The organism is Salmonella sp. NW722 (assembly GCF_051702785.1).
In the GTDB taxonomy this organism is placed as follows: Bacteria; Pseudomonadota; Gammaproteobacteria; order Enterobacterales; family Enterobacteriaceae; genus Salmonella; species Salmonella enterica.
In genome coordinates, this window is the sequence record NZ_JAMMIN010000009.1 from 193,433 (window position 1) to 209,738 (window position 16,306).

The following is a 16,306-nucleotide window of genomic DNA, read 5'->3' on the forward strand; positions in this document are numbered from 1 at the left end:
CCTGCTGTCCAGCGAGAGGAAAATTTTATGGGACAAGAGAGTGATATTCAGTCAGTGCTCTTCGACGACAACCATCGGGCGTTACAGACCGATATCGTCGCCGTCCAGTCACAGGTCGTGTACGGCAGCGTAGGCAACAGTATCGCTGTTCCGGCCATTAAAGCGCAGGGATTACGCGTGACGGCGGTCCCAACGGTGCTGTTCAGCAATACGCCGCACTATAAAACGTTTTATGGCGGCATTATTCCCGCCGAGTGGTTTGCAGGCTACCTTACGGCGTTGAATGAGCGCGATGCGCTACGTGAATTAAAAGCGATTACCACCGGTTACATGGGCAGCGCAGACCAAATTGTCTTGCTTTCGAAGTGGCTAATGGCGATCCGGGCTTCGCATCCGGAGGTGTGTATTCTTGTTGATCCGGTCATTGGCGATACCGACAGTGGAATGTATGTGCAGGCGGAAATTCCGCAGGCTTATCGCACGCATTTGTTGCCGCAGGCGCAGGGGCTAACGCCGAACGTATTTGAGCTGGAGATGCTGAGTGGTAAACCGTGCCGCACGCTGGAAGAGGCGGTGGCGGCGGCGCAATCGCTGCTTTCCGATACGCTGAAATGGGTGGTTATCACCAGCGCGCCGGGCGAATCTCTGGAGACCATAACGGTTGCCGTCGTTACCGCGCAGGTCGTGGAGGTCTTTGCCCATCCGCGGGTGGCGACGGAATTAAAAGGGACGGGAGATCTCTTCTGCGCCGAGCTGGTCAGCGGTATTGTGCAGGGAAAAAAACTGACGACCGCGGCAAAAGATGCGGCGCAGCGCGTGCTGGAGGTGATGACCTGGACACAGCAGTGTGGCTGTGATGAGTTAATTCTGCCGCCGGCAGGGGAGGCGCGATGAAGAGTTATCGGCTGGTAGTTCGCCAGCAGGGACGTATCGTGGGGCATTTTGAAACGAGCGGGCTGGACGCGCTGGAAGATATCTGCGTGGCGCGAGCGATGTTTGGCATCACTGGCGGCTATCAGTGCGAGTTGCAAGTGTCCGATTCCGAACGCAGGATGCTGGAGAGTGGCCCGGATGGGATGAAGATCCTGATGCGCGAGAAGTGCTTTCGCCCGGTGACCTCGCAGTTGTAACTCGTGGATTGGCGCTGAAATGTTCGCAACCTTGTAGGCCTGATAAGCGTAGCGCCATCAGGCTGTGCGCCGCACCATCGCCGGATGGCGGCGCAAGCGCCTTATCCGGCCTACAGGCAAAAAAAATGGCGCCCAAAGGCGCCATTCTTCACTGCGGCAAGAATTACTTCTTAATGCGGATAACCGGAGTTTCACCCACGGTCACGCTACCGGACAGTTTGATCAGTTCTTTGATTTCATCCATGTTGGAGATAACAACCGGAGTCAGGGTAGACTTGGCTTTTTCTTCCAGCAACGGCAGATCGAACTCGATGACCGGATCGCCAACTTTCACGCGCTGACCTTCTTCAGCAATACGCTTGAAGCCTTCGCCTTTCAGCTCAACGGTGTCGATACCGAAGTGAACGAACAGCTCAATGCCGCTATCGGATTCGATAGAGAACGCATGGTTGGTTTCAAAGATTTTGCCGATGGTACCGTCAACAGGGGCGACCATTTTGTTACCGGTTGGTTTGATAGCGATGCCATCACCAACGATTTTTTCAGCAAAAACTACATCCGGCACGTCTTCGATGTTGACGATCTCGCCAGAGAGCGGGGCAACAATCTCAATAGTTCCGGTGTCTTTCTTATCATCAGAAACCAGAGATTTTAGTTTATCGAACAAACCCATGATCTTCTCCTAAGCAGTAAATTGGGCCGCATCTCGTGGATTAGCAGATTGTTTTTTCTTCAATGAACTTGTTAACCAGCGTCATTAACTCGTCCGTTGTCGGTTGAGCAAGAGCCTGCTCTGCTAACACCTTCGCATCTTCGAAGTTCGTGTTACGGATAATCTTCTTAATGCGCGGGATAGAAATGGCGCTCATAGAGAATTCGTCCAGACCCATCCCCAGCAACAGAAGTGTAGCACGTTCGTCGCCTGCAAGCTCACCACACATGCCAGTCCATTTACCTTCTGCATGAGAAGCATCAATAACTTGCTTGATCAAGTTCAGTACGGACGGTGACATTGGCTGGTAAAGGTGTGAAATCATATCATTACCACGGTCAACTGCCAGGGTGTACTGCGTTAAATCATTGGTGCCGATACTAAAGAAATCAACTTCTTTGGCTAAATGACGCGCAATTGTCGCCGCAGCCGGTGTTTCCACCATCACGCCAATCTCAATGCTTTCGTCAAATGCTTTACCTTCGTCACGCAGTTCCTGTTTGTAGATTTCAATCTCTTTGCGCAGCGCGCGAACTTCTTCAACAGAGATGATCATCGGGAACATAATGCGCAATTTACCGAAAGCGGAGGCACGCAGAATCGCGCGAACCTGGTCACGCAGGATCTCTTTGCGATCCATGGCGATACGCACGGCGCGCCAGCCCAGGAACGGGTTCTCTTCTTTCGGGAAGTTCATGTACGGCAGCTCTTTGTCGCCGCCAATGTCCATGGTACGGACGATAACCGCCTGCGAGCCGCATGCTTCAGCGACCGCTTTATAGGCGGCAAACTGCTCTTCTTCCGTCGGCAGCGCGTCGCGATCCATGAACAGGAATTCAGTACGATACAGACCAACGCCTTCCGCGCCGTTGCGCTCAGCGCCTTCAACGTCACGAACGGTACCGATGTTGGCGCAAACTTCGACCTGATGTCCATCCAGCGTGATTGCCGGCAGATCTTTCAGTTTTGCGAGTTCCGCTTTCTCGGTCGCAACCTGCTCCTGGACGGCGCGCAGTTGCTCAATAACATCGTTGGTCGGGTTGACGTAAACCTGGTTGTTTACGGCATCCAGAATCAGATAGTCGCCGTTTTTCACCTGAGAGGTGACGCTACCGGTACCTACGATCGCTGGCAGTTCCAGAGAACGCGCCATGATGGAGGTATGAGACGTGCGTCCGCCCGCGTCGGTGATGAAGCCCAGCACTTTCTGCAGGTTCAACTGTGCGGTTTCTGACGGCGTCAGGTCAGCGGCAACCAGGATAACTTCTTCCTGAATCGCGCTCAGATCGATAATGGCCAGACCCAGGATGTTGCGCAGCAGGCGCTTACCGATATCACGTACGTCAGCCGCACGCTCTTTCAGGTATTCGTCATCCAGTTCTTCCAGGGCAGTGGCCTGACCTTCGATAACTTCATGCGCGGCTGCGTCAGCCGTCATGTGCTTATCTTTAATCAGGGCTATGATTTCCTGCTCCAGCTCCTCATCTTCGAGCAGCATAATATGCCCTTCAAAGATGGCTTCTTTTTCTTCACCGAACGTTTCACCAGCTTTTGTCTTGATCGCTTCCAGTTGCGCAGATGCCTTGGCACGACCGCTCAGAAAACGTTCAACTTCCTGATCAACCTTGTCGGCAGAAATTTTTTTCCGGTCAATGACGATTTCGTCTTCTTTCAGCAGCAGTGCTTTGCCGAAAGCTATACCCGGGGATGCTAAAATGCCTGAAATCATAACCCTACCTTACTTGTGACTGATTTTTAAAAGAACCCGGAAAAAAACTTACTCGAGTTCCGCCATCAGTTTGACCAGATGTTCAACCGCTTTCTGCTCATCTTCACCTTCTGCGGAGATGGTGACGACGGTGCCTTGAGTCAGGCCCAGAGTCTGCAGTTTAAACAGGCTTTTCGCGCTGGCGCTTTTGCCGTTGGAAGTCACAGTAATCTCAGAAGTGAAGCCTTTTGCTTCTTTAACAAACTGAGCAGCAGGGCGGGTGTGCAGACCGTTCGGAGCGGTAATGGTAACTTCTTGCTGGAACATTGTATTTCCCCAACTTATAGGTTTAGTGTTGTGGAACTAAAGTCTAGCCTGGCGGCTCAACTTTAGCCTGTATTGTTAGCGCCGGCGTAAACGGGACGCGACACAAAAGGTGTTCTACGCAATCCGTTGCTGGCAACTTATGGCCGCTGACGTTTCGCTCGTCATTAAACATTATGCCGCGAAAGGAAGATTTGAACCAAATCATAAAATCGATTCAGCTAACGCTTTTCCTGTAACGATTAATTTCGCGCATCAAAATAATTAGTCTGGTTAAATACCAGTTCCGGCAGGGTGAATCAATGCCAGGTGAGGTGAAAGTTTGAAGCAGGCCACAAAAAAGCACCCAAAAAGGTGCTTTTTTACGCGTTTTTAACATGCTGGCATCACTGTTGCAGTTCTTTCTCAGTAAAGAGATCGGCGAACAACGCGGTGCTCAGATAACGCTCACCTGATGAAGGTAGGATAACCACAATATTCTTATTGGTAAAGCTTTCATCTTCCTGCAGCTTAAGCGCTGCAGCAACCGCGGCGCCGGAAGAAATTCCCGCCAGAATACCTTCCTCTTCCATCAGACGGCGCGCGGTAGAAATGGCTTCTTCATTGGTGATGCCAACCACTTTATCAATCAGTTTCAGATCCAGGTTGCCCGGGATGAAGCCTGCGCCGATGCCCTGAATTTTATGTGGGCCCGGTTTGATTTCTTCACCAGCCAGCGCCTGGGCGATAACCGGGGAGTCAGTGGGTTCTACCGCAACGGTGATAAGATCGGTTTTACCCTTCGTCCCTTTGATATAACGCGTGACGCCGGTTAACGTACCGCCAGTACCGACGCCGGAGATAAACACATCCACCTGACCATCGGTGTCTTCCCAGATTTCCGGGCCGGTGGTTTTTTCATGGATTTCCGGGTTGGCAGGGTTGCTGAACTGCTGGAGCAGGAGATATTTTTGCGGATCGCTGGCGACAATTTCTTCGGCTTTCTGAATCGCGCCTTTCATCCCTTTCGCCCCTTCGGTCAGCACCAGATTCGCGCCTAATGCTTTGAGTAGCTTGCGGCGTTCAATGCTCATGGTCTCCGGCATGGTCAGGGTGAGTTTGTAACCGCGCGCGGCGGCGACATACGCCAGCGCAATACCGGTGTTGCCGCTGGTCGGCTCCACCAGTTCCACGCCAGGTTTCAGTACACCGCGCTTTTCGGCATCCCAAATCATATTGGCGCCGATACGGCACTTGACGCTGAAGCTCGGGTTGCGCGACTCCACCTTCGCCAGAATGCGTCCATTACCGATACGGTTCAGTCGAACCAGCGGCGTATGACCGATAGTCAGCGAGTTATCTTCATAAATCTTACTCATGGCCTGTCCTTAACTGTATGAAATTGGGATACCTTCCCAGCATACCTTCCAGCCAGATATGGGGAAGTAAGGATTTCGCATATCTATATGCTGATGGGAAATAATGGTTATCAGTATGGAATAAGAGACAGCATAAGCCATCTCTTATTTATACATTTTTACGTTATTTCCATAACGCGTGCTTAGCACGCCAGCAATCAACCCACATTACCGTCGCGCCACAGACGGCGACAGGCATAATGAACAGGTTAAGCACCGGAATCATCGTAAAGAGGCTGGTGAGCGCGCCAAATTGCATATTCGCCACCTTCTGCGTGCGCAACGCGGCGCGCATCGTTTTAAACGGCACTTTGTGGTTATCAAACGGGTAGTCGCAATACTGGATCGCCAGCATCCAGGCGCTAAACAAAAACCACAACACCGGCGCGATGGTTTGGCCAATGCCAGGAATGAAATAGAGAACCAGCAGCACAATAGCACGCGGCAGATACCACGCCAGCTTTTGCCATTCACGTTTCATAATGCGCGGTACATCTTTCATGATGCCGAGTATGCCGGTATCTGGCGGCGTGGCGCCGGTTAACCGCGCCTCAAGCTGTTCGGCTAAAAGGCCGTTAAACGGTGCGGCGATCCAGTTGGCGAGGGTAGAGAAAAAATAGCCAAAGACCAGCAGAACAGAAATAACCGCAATCGGCCACAGCAGATAGCTCAGCCATTGCAGCCAGTCCGGCACATGACTCATCAACGAAGGTATCCAGGCGTCAAGCTGGGTAAACAGCCACCAAAATGCGCCGCCCATCAGCACAATGTTGACCAGCAGAGGTAAAATAACAAAGCGGCGGATTCCCGGTAGGGTGACTAACTTCCATCCTTGCGAGAAATAATAGACGCCGCTACGTGGTACGGTTGTGGATGATGAAACCATATTCAGGACATACTCCTTTTTCTTAAAGCCCTGGGTAAACGTGGGATATCTTACCCGGTTATCAGACGGTGGATAGTTCGGAAATGTTCGAAAAAACAGCAAAAAGCACATTTTCCTTCATCTTTATGCTGCGAAAGCCAACAGTACACTTGCACTTGACGTAATCGGCAAATACTCTTAGTGAGTAAATGTTTGCCGTGGTGGCAAGGTGTTAGAACAACAGAGAATATAATGATGCAGGATTTGCGTCTGATATTAATCATTGTTGGCGCGATCGCCATAATCGCTTTACTGGTACATGGTTTCTGGACCAGCCGTAAAGAACGATCTTCTATGTTCCGCGATCGTCCACTAAAACGCATGAAATCGAAACGCGACGACGACTCGTATGACGACGATGTCGAAGAAGACGAAGGCGTGGGTGAAGTTCGTGTTCACCGCGTAAATCATGCCCCCGGCCAGTCGCAGGAGCATGATGCCCCTCGTCAGTCGCCGCAACACCAGTACCAGCCGCCTTATGCGTCTGCGCAACCGCGTCCAGCGCCGCCGCCGCAGCCGCAAGCGCCGATGCAACAGCCGGTTCAGCAACCGGTCCAACCTGCGCCGCAGCCTCAGCAGGTTCAGCCATCTGCGCCGCCGGTACAGCCGCCGCAACAGCAGCCTGCACCGCCGTCGCAAGCGCCGCAGCCTGTTGCGCAGCCCGCGCCGCCGCCATCAGCGCAAACCTTCCAGCCTGCGGAACCTGTGGTTGAGGCGGAACCGGTAGTGGAAGAAGCGCCGGTTGTGGAAAAACCGCAGCGTAAAGAGGCGGTCATCATTATGAACGTCGCGGCCCATCATGGCAGCGAGCTTAATGGTGAAGTGTTACTGAACAGTATTCAGCAGTCAGGCTTTAAATTTGGCGATATGAATATTTTCCATCGTCATTTGAGCCCGGACGGCAGCGGCCCGGCCTTGTTCAGTCTCGCGAATATGGTCAATCCGGGAACGTTCGATCCTGAAATGACGGACTTCACTACGCCTGGCGTCACTATCTTTATGCAGGTACCGTCTTACGGCGATGCGCTGCAGAATTTCAAGCTGATGCTGCAATCCGCGCAGCATATCGCTGATGAGGTCGGCGGCGTCGTGCTGGATGACCAGCGTCGGATGATGACGCCGCAGAAACTGCGCGAATATCAGGACCGCATCCGCGAGGTGATGGACGCTAACGCCTGAGGTTAACGCAGGTGTGACATTTTTAACGTAACCCCCGCCTGTCGGGGGTTTTTTATCATTGATGGTGTGATATGGAACCAATCGAACAACAACTGACAGAACTGCGAACCACGCTTCGCCATCATGAATATCTGTATCATGTGATGGATGCGCCCGAGATTCCCGACGCCGAATATGACCGCCTGATGCGGGAACTGCGAGAGCTGGAGGCGCAACGTCCGGACCTTATCACGCCGGATTCGCCCACGCAGCGCGTTGGCGCGGCGCCGCTGACGGCATTCAACCAGATTCGCCATGAAGTACCGATGCTGTCGCTCGATAACGTATTTGATGAAGAAAGCTTCCTGGCGTTTAACAAGCGAGTGCAGGATCGTCTAAAAAGCACGGAAAATGTCATCTGGTGCTGCGAGCTAAAGCTGGATGGCCTGGCGGTCAGCATTCTGTATGAAAACGGCGTGCTGGTGAGCGCTGCGACGCGTGGCGACGGCACCACGGGTGAAGATATCACTTCAAACGTGCGCACGATTCGCGCCATTCCGTTAAAGCTGCACGGCGATAACATTCCGGCGCGTCTTGAAGTTCGCGGAGAGGTATTTTTACCGCAGGCCGGGTTTGAAAAGATCAATGAAGACGCGCGCCGCACTGGCGGCAAAGTGTTTGCTAACCCGCGTAACGCGGCGGCGGGCTCGCTGCGTCAGCTCGATCCGCGTATTACGGCGAAGCGACCGCTAACATTTTTCTGCTACGGCGTCGGTATTCTGGAAGGCGGCGAGTTGCCGGATACGCATCTGGGACGTTTGCTGCAATTTAAAGCGTGGGGGTTACCGGTCAGCGATCGCGTGACGCTGTGCGATTCTCCCCAGGCGGTACTGGATTTTTATCGCAACGTCGAAAAAGATCGCCCCACGCTCGGTTTTGATATCGACGGCGTGGTGATTAAGGTCAACTCGCTGGCTTTGCAGGAACAGTTGGGCTTTGTGGCCCGCGCGCCGCGCTGGGCGGTGGCGTTTAAATTTCCTGCTCAGGAGCAGATGACTTTTGTGCGCGATGTTGAGTTTCAGGTCGGGCGCACCGGGGCGATTACGCCGGTGGCGCGTCTGGAACCGGTTCAGGTGGCTGGTGTGCTGGTCAGCAATGCCACGTTGCATAATGCCGATGAAATTGAGCGGCTTGGCTTGCGCATTGGCGATAAGGTGGTTATCCGTCGGGCAGGCGATGTGATCCCTCAGGTGGTCAACGTGGTTCTGTCCGAACGCCCTGAAGAGACGCGTCCGATTGTGTTTCCAACGCACTGTCCGGTGTGCGGATCGGACGTAGAGCGCGTTGAAGGCGAAGCCGTTACCCGTTGTACCGGCGGGCTGATTTGCGGCGCGCAGCGTAAAGAGTCGTTGAAACATTTTGTGTCGCGCCGGGCGATGGATGTAGACGGGATGGGCGATAAGATCATCGACCAACTGGTGGAAAGGGAGTATGTCCATACGCCAGCGGATCTGTTCCGTCTGACGGCGGGTAAACTGACCGGCCTGGACCGAATGGGGCCAAAGTCCGCGCAAAATGTTGTTAACGCGCTGGAAAAAGCCAAAGCGACGACCTTTGCGCGTTTTCTCTATGCGCTGGGCATCCGTGAAGTGGGTGAAGCGACGGCGGCGGGGCTGGCGGCTTATTTCGGTACGCTGGAGGCGCTGCAGGCCGCCACGATTGACGAGTTGCAGAAAGTACCTGACGTGGGGATTGTGGTCGCTACGCACGTCTTTAACTTTTTTGCCGAAGAGAGTAATCGTGATGTGATTGGGCAGCTACTGGCGGAAGGGGTTCACTGGCCCGCGCCGGTAGTCATTAATGTGCAAGAGATCGATAGCCCGTTTGCCGGTAAAACCGTGGTACTAACCGGTAGCCTGAGCCAGATGTCCCGCGATGACGCTAAAGCGCGTTTAGTGGCGCTGGGCGCGAAAGTGGCAGGCAGCGTATCGAAGAAAACCGATCTGGTGATTGCCGGTGAAGCGGCGGGTTCCAAACTTGCCAAAGCGCAGGAACTGGGCATCAATGTCATTGATGAAGCGGAAATGATCCGCTTACTGGGTGCCTGAGATGGAAAAAGAGCAGCTGGTTGAAATCGCCAACACCGTGATGCCGTTCGGCAAATATCAGGGACGTCGATTGATCGACCTTCCGGAAGAGTATTTGCTGTGGTTTGCCCGTAAAGATCAATTTCCGGCGGGTAAACTGGGGGAGTTGATGCAAATCACGCTGCTGATTAAAACCGAGGGGCTGACGCAACTGGTGCAGCCCCTGAAACGCCCGCTTTAAGCTTTCGCGGCGCGGCTTTCCTGCTGCGCCTGTAACTTCTCGGTCTGGCGTTTGTAGCGCCGCGCCAGCCCTGCGCAGACCATCAGTTGGATCTGGTGGAAGATCATCAGCGGTAATACCATCATACCCAGCACTGACGTCGGAAACAGAATATTGGCCATCGGGATCCCGTTGGCCAGGCTTTTTTTCGAACCGCAGAAAACAATAGTGATTTCGTCGGCTTTATTGAAGCCGCATTTACGGGCGACAAAGACGTTAATGGCGATGACGATCGCCAACAGTATGAGGCTGACCACGACGATAAACAGCAGCGATCCCCAGCCGACTTTGTGCCAGATGCCGTTGACCACCGCTTCGCTGAACGCCGAGTAGACCACCAGCAAAATAGAGGTCTGATCTGTTTTCGCGATCCACTTTTTGTTGCGCGCGACCCAGTTGCCGATCCACGGGCGAGACAGGTGTCCCAGCACAAAAGGTAGCAGCAGTTGCAGCATAATTTTGCCCACCTCTTCCAGACTGCCCTGCGCGCCATGAATATTCATTACCAGACCGACCAGCAGCGGCGACAGGAAAATGCCCAGCAGACTGGACGCAGACGCTGAGCACACCGCGGCCGCGACGTTACCGCCCGCGAGTGAAGTAAATGCAATCGCCGACTGCACGGTGGCGGGCAAAATGCACAGATACAGAAAGCCGCTGTAGAGCATAGGGTCGACATTGACAGGCGCCCACCAGGCAAACAGTACGCCGAGGACAGGAAAGAGCACAAAAGTGCTGCACATGACCCAAAGATGCAACCGCCAGTGGCTGCCGCCAGCGATGATCGCTTCACGTGAAAGCTTCGCGCCATGCATAAAAAACAGCAGAGCGATGGCCGCTGTCGTAATGCCTTCAACGACAGGCACAAAGCTGCCTTCCGCCGGGAAAAAAGAGGCCAGTAGTACCACGGTGATAAGTGTCAGCGTGAAAGGGTCAAGGATACGAAAAAGTTTCATAAAAACTCCTGAAAGTCGGTGCAGCTATTTTGCGTTTTTCGCTTTGAGAAATAAAATTGATTTATTGCATCTATATATGAATCTAGTCGATGAACTATTCACTGCGTCAACTGCGTATTTTTATTACCGTCGCCCAGGCCAAAAGTTTCAGTCGGGCAGGGGACAGGATTGGACTGAGCCAGTCTGCGGTCAGTCATAGCGTAAAAGAGCTGGAGCGGCAAACCGGCGTCAGACTGCTGGATCGCACTACGCGTGAGGTGGTGCTGACCGAGGCGGGGCAACAACTGGCGACGCGTCTGGAGCGGGTGCTTGATGAACTGAACAGCATACTGCGCGATGCAGGCAGAGTAGGGACACAATTAACCGGCACCGTGCGCGTTGCCGCGAGCCAAACCATTTCTGCGCATCTTATTCCGCAATGCATTGCCCAAAGTAATTCACTTTATCCCGCTATTGATTTTGTATTGCACGATCGTCCGCAGCAGTGGGTGCTGGAGAGCATCCGCCAGGGAGAAGTGGATTTTGGCATCGTTATCGATCCCGGCGCAGCGGTGGATTTACAGTGTGAAGCCATCTTATCAGAGCCTTTTTTACTGTTGTGTCGCCAGGATCATCCGCTGGCGCATCAGGAATGGGTAAGCTGGCAGGATCTTAAACAGGCCTCGCTGGTCTTACAGGATTATGCTTCCGGCAGTCGACCGCTGATTGATGCGGCGCTGGCCCATTTTGCTATTGAGGCGGATATCGTGCAGGAGATTGGTCACCCGGCCACGCTGTTTCCAATGGTGGAAGCGGGAATCGGCATCAGCGTGCTGCCCGCGCTGGCGTTACCGCTCCCGCAGGGCAGCCACTTACAGGTTAAACGGCTGACGCCCGTAGTTGAAAGGCAGCTCATGCTGGCGCGGCGAAAAAACCGATCGCTCTCCACGGCGGCGCAGGCGTTGTGGGACGTGGTGCGTACTCAGGCCAGCGAATTAACCGCCGCGAGGGCGAAAGATCCGCTGTATCAGCTATAAATATCTATCTGTCCGTGTGTGAGGTGCGGTCTTGCCCTGCCATTTTTGACAGGGCAGTGTGTTAAAACAGGTATTTGATGGAATAAATAATGCCATCCTGCAGGAAGGATTCTCCTAACTTATTATCAGCGTAACGATATTGTACTCCTGCGGTCAGGTGAGGAGTCGCATTCCACCACAGCGCTACTGCGCCATTAATGCCATCTTTCCCGCCATTGCCCGCAGCGTAGGACGCATCACGGTCAAACTCATACTCATTCCAGTTCGTTACGCTGAATTTCTCACTACCCAACGAGAAGCTATAGCCGGCCACCCAACCTAATACATAACCATTATCGCCTGTGTAGTAGGTCTGATCGGTATAACGTTTGGCAAAGAAGGGTTTAAACCAGTAACCGTTACCTGTGAAGTTATAGCCTAAACCATAGAGAAACATGTCATCATGGAAATTAGCGCGATGAGGTGAACCGTACGTCCCGTAGGCATGGAGATAGAGGTTTAATCCTGTATTGCCCAGATAAATACGGTTGGTATTTTTAAAGGTGTAACGCTGTTCGCTGCCGGGTTTAGCGTGGCGGCCATTGTAAAAATTTTCCCAGTCGAAGAACCCGTACATTTCTCCCCAGCTAAAATTCGCTCCGCCTTCCAGTTCCAGGTACCCAAAATCATCTTTATGGGATTTTTTACTGGTTTTTTCCGTGGTGTCTGATGTCCAGTCGAGGTAATGGAGGCCGATATCGGCGAACCCGCCTTTAAATTCCGCATGGGTGAGTGCGGGAATAATGAGTAAAGAAGAAAGCGTCAGAGTAAGAATTTTTTTCATAGCATATTTCCCTATGCCGATAATTATTAATGGGTTAATTAAAAAGAGGCAATTTATAAATATGAAAGCGGCATATTGTTAATATGAAGTGCAAGCAAAAACCAATACTGTTTTCCCTCTGTATTAATACAGAAGCGATCTAAATCTATCGATATTAAATGGCTATTGATGACACGTGAAAAGTGTATTGGTCAGCAAGGGGCGATGGTCGTTATAAAAAGGAGTCAAATTAAATCCGATAGAACAAGGAAACTTATGCCTCACGCTCTTTTTTCTCATAATCCTGAGTATTGTGTTGATATTATTCATGCACATAAACCGGCATTTACCCCGCGCGTCGCGTTTATTTTAGGCTCCGGGTTGGGTGCTCTGGCGGATCAAATCGAAGATGCGGTAGCCATTTCTTACGAGAAATTGCCGGGATTTCCCGTCAGCACCGTACACGGCCATGCTGGTGAACTGGTGCTCGGCCATCTGGCGGGGGTTCCGGTGGCCTGTATGAAAGGCCGCGGGCATTTTTATGAAGGGCGTGGAATGGCGGTGATGACCGATGCCATTCGCACGTTGAAATTACTGGGCTGTGAAGTGTTGTTCTGCACCAATGCGGCAGGATCTCTGCGTCCGGAAGTGGGGCCGGGTAGCCTGGTTGCGCTTAGCGATCACATTAATACGATGCCCGGTACGCCGATGGTAGGGCCAAACGATGATCGTTATGGCGATCGCTTCTTCTCGCTGGCTAATGCTTATGACGCAGATTATCGCGCCATGCTTCAGTCCGTTGCGGCAGAGGAGGGATTCCCCCTCACTGAAGGCGTATTTGTTTCTTATCCGGGTCCGAACTTCGAAACGGCGGCAGAAATCCGCATGATGCAGATTATTGGCGGCGATGTGGTCGGAATGTCCGTTGTCCCTGAGGTGATTAGCGCACGTCATTGTGGCCTCAAAGTTGTTGCCGTCTCAGCGATCACCAATCTGGCGGAAGGGCTGGGCGATGTAAAACTCTCCCATGCGCAAACGCTGGCGGCGGCTGAACTTTCCCGGCAGAACTTTATCAATCTGATTTGCGGCTTTTTACGTAAGCTGGCCTAAACACAATGACTACGGCCCCGTATTGGGGCTTTATCTCACGGCAAGGAATAAAAAATGGGTATTACGTCCCGCTTAAAAGTCATGTCGTTCTTGCAATATTTTATCTGGGGGAGCTGGCTGGTTACCCTGGGCTCTTACATGATCAACACTCTGGATTTTACCGGCGCGAATGTCGGTATGGTCTACAGCTCAAAAGGACTGGCAGCGATTATCATGCCGGGCATTATGGGGATCATTGCTGATAAATGGCTGCGCGCTGAGCGAGCCTATATGCTTTGCCATCTGGTTTGCGCGGGGGCGTTATTATACGCCACCACCGTTACCGATCCCCAGACGATGTTCTGGGTGATGTTGGTTAATGCGATGGCGTATATGCCAACGATTGCATTATCCAATAGCGTTTCGTACTCCTGTCTGGCGAAAGCAGGTCAGGATCCGGTAACGTCATTTCCGCCTGTGCGCGTTTTCGGCACAATAGGTTTTATTGTTGCGATGTGGACGGTGAGCCTGATGGGGCTGGAACTGAGCAGTGCGCAATTATACATCGCTTCTGGCGCATCGTTATTGCTGGCCCTGTATGCGCTGACGTTACCGAAAATTCCGGTAGCCGAGAAGAAGGCGAACACCACGCTTGCCAGTAAGCTCGGACTGGATGCTTTTGTTCTGTTTAAAAATCCACGCATGGCAATCTTCTTTTTGTTTGCGATGATGTTGGGGGCGGTGCTGCAAATTACCAATGTCTTCGGTAATCCGTTCCTGCATGATTTTGCCCGTAATCCTGAGTTTGCCGATAGTTTTGTGGTGAAGTATCCCTCTATCTTGCTTTCAGTTTCGCAGATGGCGGAAGTGGGCTTTATCCTCACCATTCCGTTCTTCCTTAAACGTTTTGGTATTAAAACGGTAATGCTGATGAGCATGCTGGCGTGGACGCTGCGTTTCGGCTTCTTTGCCTTTGGCGATCCATCCCCGTTTGGCTTTGTGCTACTGCTGCTGTCGATGATTGTTTATGGCTGCGCATTTGATTTCTTCAACATCTCAGGGTCAGTATTTGTAGAGCAGGAGGTGGACTCAAGTATTCGCGCCAGCGCGCAGGGGCTGTTTATGACCATGGTTAACGGCGTGGGGGCGTGGATTGGGTCTCTTTTAAGCGGTATGGCCGTGGATTATTTTTCTATTGATGGCGTAAAAGATTGGCAAACAATCTGGCTGGTTTTTGCCGCCTACGCTCTGGCATTGGCCGTTATTTTTGCATTGTTCTTTAAATATCAGCACCATCCAGAAAAACTGTCGACCAAATCATTAGCACATTAATTTTATTTGACTGGCGAGAGGATGTTCGCCAGTCCATTTTTATGAACAAGGACACAGTATGAAAGAAATTATTCTCTCCTCCGGTATTGGATTTGGTATTGGCGCATTTTTTACTTTATGCCGTATACCTATTCCTGCACCAAATGTTTTACCCAGGGTTTTATCTATTGTATTTATGTATATTGGGTATCTTGTCGTTAAATCTATTTTTTACTAGGTAATATGGTAAATTCCAGACGTTATCCCTTATTCCTGGAGTGCGATAGTGATGGAACGAGCCCATCGTATTGATCTAAAGCTATTACGTTATTTCCTCGCTGTTGCAGAAGAATTGCATTTTGGCCGGGCTGCTGCCCGGTTAAATATGTCACAACCTCCCTTGAGTATCCATATCAAAGAACTTGAACAGCAACTGGGTACATTGCTGTTTATTCGTCATTCCCGCAGCGTTGCATTAACCCATGCCGGGAAAGTTTTAATGGAGGAGTCACGTCGCTTGTTAGCCAATGCAAATCAGGCGCTGGCGCGAGTGGAGCAGATTGGTCGCGGTGAAGCGGGGCGCATTGAACTGGGTGTGGTTGGTACGGCGCTGTGGGGAAGAATGCGTCCTGCGATGCGTCACTTTTTGAAAGCAAATCCCAATGTTGAAGTACTTTTTCGCGAAAAGTCTCCAGGTATGCAAATGGCGTTGTTAGAGGGTCGGGAACTTGATGCAGGGATCTGGCGTATGGCTATCGAACCAGCAGTCGGTTTTACCAGCATACGTTTGCATGAATCTGCATTCATGGTTGCAGTTCCGGAAGATCACGATCTGGCATCCAGAGATTCTGTGCCGCTGTCGGCGTTGCGCAATGAATATTTTGTTACGTTGCCTTCCGTACATTCTGATTGGGGATTTTTACAACGTGTATGCCAACAGGCGGGTTTCTCGCCAATGATTATTCGGGAAGTGGTTGAGCCGCAAACGGTGTTGGCGATGATCAGTATGGGGATCGGGATTACGTTGATGGCTGATGGCTATGCGCAAATGAGCTGGCCGGGTGTGGTGTTCCGTCCGTTAGAGGAACGTATTCCGGCGGATTTGTATATTGTGTATGACCAGCAGCAGGCAACGCCAGCACTGGAGAAACTGGTGGCGGCGTTGACGGTATGATGTCTGTGCCGGATGGCGACTAACGTCTTATCCGGCCTACGCGGCGGTGTTGTCTGTAGGCCTGATAAGCGCAGCGCATCAGGCAAGACCCGAACCTGCTGCAGGTTCGAATCTTCCATATCGCAGATAGCAAAAAAGCGCCTTTAGGGCGCTTTTTTACATTGGTGGGTCGTGCAGGATTCGAACCTGCGACCAATTGATTAAAAGTCAACTGCTCTACCAACTGAGCTAACGACC

17 protein-coding genes are annotated in these 16,306 nt (G+C 52.0%); 10 read left to right on the forward strand and 7 right to left on the reverse strand.

Translation table 11 applies throughout. The annotated features are described in order from the left end of the window. Window positions 1-27: 27 nt before the first annotated feature. Window positions 28-894 carry a pyridoxine/pyridoxal/pyridoxamine kinase gene (pdxK, locus tag NA330_RS20335; protein WP_000529613.1) on the forward strand — a complete coding sequence of 289 codons (867 nt, stop codon included), beginning with the start codon at window positions 28-30 and terminating at the stop codon, window positions 892-894. Then, window positions 891-1,130: a hypothetical protein gene (locus NA330_RS20340; protein WP_000844541.1), complete on the forward strand. Its 240-nt coding sequence runs from the start codon at window positions 891-893 to the stop codon at window positions 1,128-1,130. Before pdxK ends, NA330_RS20340 begins: the two co-directional genes overlap by 4 nt. A 163-nt stretch (window positions 1,131-1,293) precedes the next feature. On the opposite strand, the gene crr is transcribed toward NA330_RS20340, so the two are convergent. From crr to cysZ, 5 genes are all read right to left on the reverse strand, one after another. Continuing rightward, window positions 1,294-1,803: a PTS glucose transporter subunit IIA gene (crr, locus tag NA330_RS20345; RefSeq protein ID WP_000522253.1), complete on the reverse strand. Its 510-nt coding sequence runs from the start codon at window positions 1,801-1,803 to the stop codon at window positions 1,294-1,296. Window positions 1,804-1,843: 40 nt separating this feature from the next. Next, window positions 1,844-3,571: a phosphoenolpyruvate-protein phosphotransferase PtsI gene (gene ptsI / locus NA330_RS20350; protein WP_000623118.1), complete on the reverse strand. Its 1,728-nt coding sequence runs from the start codon at window positions 3,569-3,571 to the stop codon at window positions 1,844-1,846. A 48-nt stretch (window positions 3,572-3,619) separates the two neighbouring features. Beyond that, a complete protein-coding gene (gene ptsH, locus NA330_RS20355; RefSeq protein ID WP_000487600.1) occupies window positions 3,620-3,877 on the reverse strand; it encodes a phosphocarrier protein Hpr in 258 nt (85 codons plus the stop codon). Between the two features lie 383 nt (window positions 3,878-4,260). Continuing rightward, window positions 4,261-5,232 (reverse strand): cysteine synthase A, encoded by a 972-nt coding sequence (cysK, locus tag NA330_RS20360; protein ID WP_000036904.1) that lies wholly within the window; start codon window positions 5,230-5,232, stop codon window positions 4,261-4,263. A gap of 163 nt (window positions 5,233-5,395) precedes the next feature. Then, a complete protein-coding gene (gene cysZ, locus NA330_RS20365) occupies window positions 5,396-6,157 on the reverse strand; it encodes a sulfate transporter CysZ (protein ID WP_023241609.1) in 762 nt (253 codons plus the stop codon). Window positions 6,158-6,388: 231 nt separating this feature from the next. On the opposite strand from cysZ, the gene zipA reads away from it, so the two are divergent. From zipA to NA330_RS20380, 3 genes are all read left to right on the forward strand, one after another. Further along, window positions 6,389-7,375, forward strand: coding sequence for a cell division protein ZipA (zipA, locus tag NA330_RS20370; RefSeq protein WP_023241608.1), 987 nt, complete (start codon window positions 6,389-6,391; stop codon window positions 7,373-7,375). A gap of 71 nt (window positions 7,376-7,446) precedes the next feature. Next, on the forward strand, window positions 7,447-9,462 hold the full coding sequence (gene ligA, locus NA330_RS20375; RefSeq protein ID WP_000433279.1) for an NAD-dependent DNA ligase LigA: 2,016 nt from the start codon (window positions 7,447-7,449) through the stop codon (window positions 9,460-9,462). A 1-nt stretch (window position 9,463) separates the two neighbouring features. After that, window positions 9,464-9,682, forward strand: coding sequence for a DUF3820 family protein (locus NA330_RS20380; RefSeq protein ID WP_001519708.1), 219 nt, complete (start codon window positions 9,464-9,466; stop codon window positions 9,680-9,682). Here the strand turns inward: NA330_RS20380 and NA330_RS20385 are convergent. Next, window positions 9,679-10,677 (reverse strand): bile acid:sodium symporter family protein, encoded by a 999-nt coding sequence (locus NA330_RS20385; RefSeq protein ID WP_000765580.1) that lies wholly within the window; start codon window positions 10,675-10,677, stop codon window positions 9,679-9,681. The two genes, NA330_RS20380 and NA330_RS20385, sit on opposite strands and share 4 nt — an antisense overlap. A gap of 89 nt (window positions 10,678-10,766) precedes the next feature. Here NA330_RS20385 and NA330_RS20390 point away from each other — a divergent pair, with 89 nt between their 5' ends. Next, window positions 10,767-11,693, forward strand: coding sequence for a LysR family transcriptional regulator (locus NA330_RS20390; protein ID WP_001109831.1), 927 nt, complete (start codon window positions 10,767-10,769; stop codon window positions 11,691-11,693). Window positions 11,694-11,754: 61 nt separating this feature from the next. Here the strand turns inward: NA330_RS20390 and NA330_RS20395 are convergent, their stop codons facing one another. Further along, window positions 11,755-12,516, reverse strand: coding sequence for an outer membrane protein OmpK (locus tag NA330_RS20395; protein WP_023241607.1), 762 nt, complete (start codon window positions 12,514-12,516; stop codon window positions 11,755-11,757). A gap of 255 nt (window positions 12,517-12,771) precedes the next feature. Between NA330_RS20395 and xapA the strand changes: the two genes are divergently transcribed. From xapA to NA330_RS20415, 4 genes are read left to right on the forward strand one after another with little or no spacing between them, the layout of a single operon-like run. Continuing rightward, window positions 12,772-13,605 carry a xanthosine phosphorylase gene (xapA, locus tag NA330_RS20400; RefSeq protein ID WP_001119755.1) on the forward strand — a complete coding sequence of 278 codons (834 nt, stop codon included), beginning with the start codon at window positions 12,772-12,774 and terminating at the stop codon, window positions 13,603-13,605. A 54-nt stretch (window positions 13,606-13,659) separates the two neighbouring features. After that, complete coding sequence (locus NA330_RS20405; protein WP_000513241.1) at window positions 13,660-14,916, forward strand: nucleoside permease; 1,257 nt, start codon at window positions 13,660-13,662, stop codon at window positions 14,914-14,916. Between the two features lie 58 nt (window positions 14,917-14,974). Beyond that, window positions 14,975-15,133: a XapX domain-containing protein gene (locus NA330_RS20410; RefSeq protein ID WP_001667072.1), complete on the forward strand. Its 159-nt coding sequence runs from the start codon at window positions 14,975-14,977 to the stop codon at window positions 15,131-15,133. A gap of 51 nt (window positions 15,134-15,184) precedes the next feature. Continuing rightward, window positions 15,185-16,069 (forward strand): LysR family transcriptional regulator, encoded by an 885-nt coding sequence (locus NA330_RS20415; protein WP_023241606.1) that lies wholly within the window; start codon window positions 15,185-15,187, stop codon window positions 16,067-16,069. The last annotated feature ends 237 nt before the right edge of the window (window positions 16,070-16,306 follow it).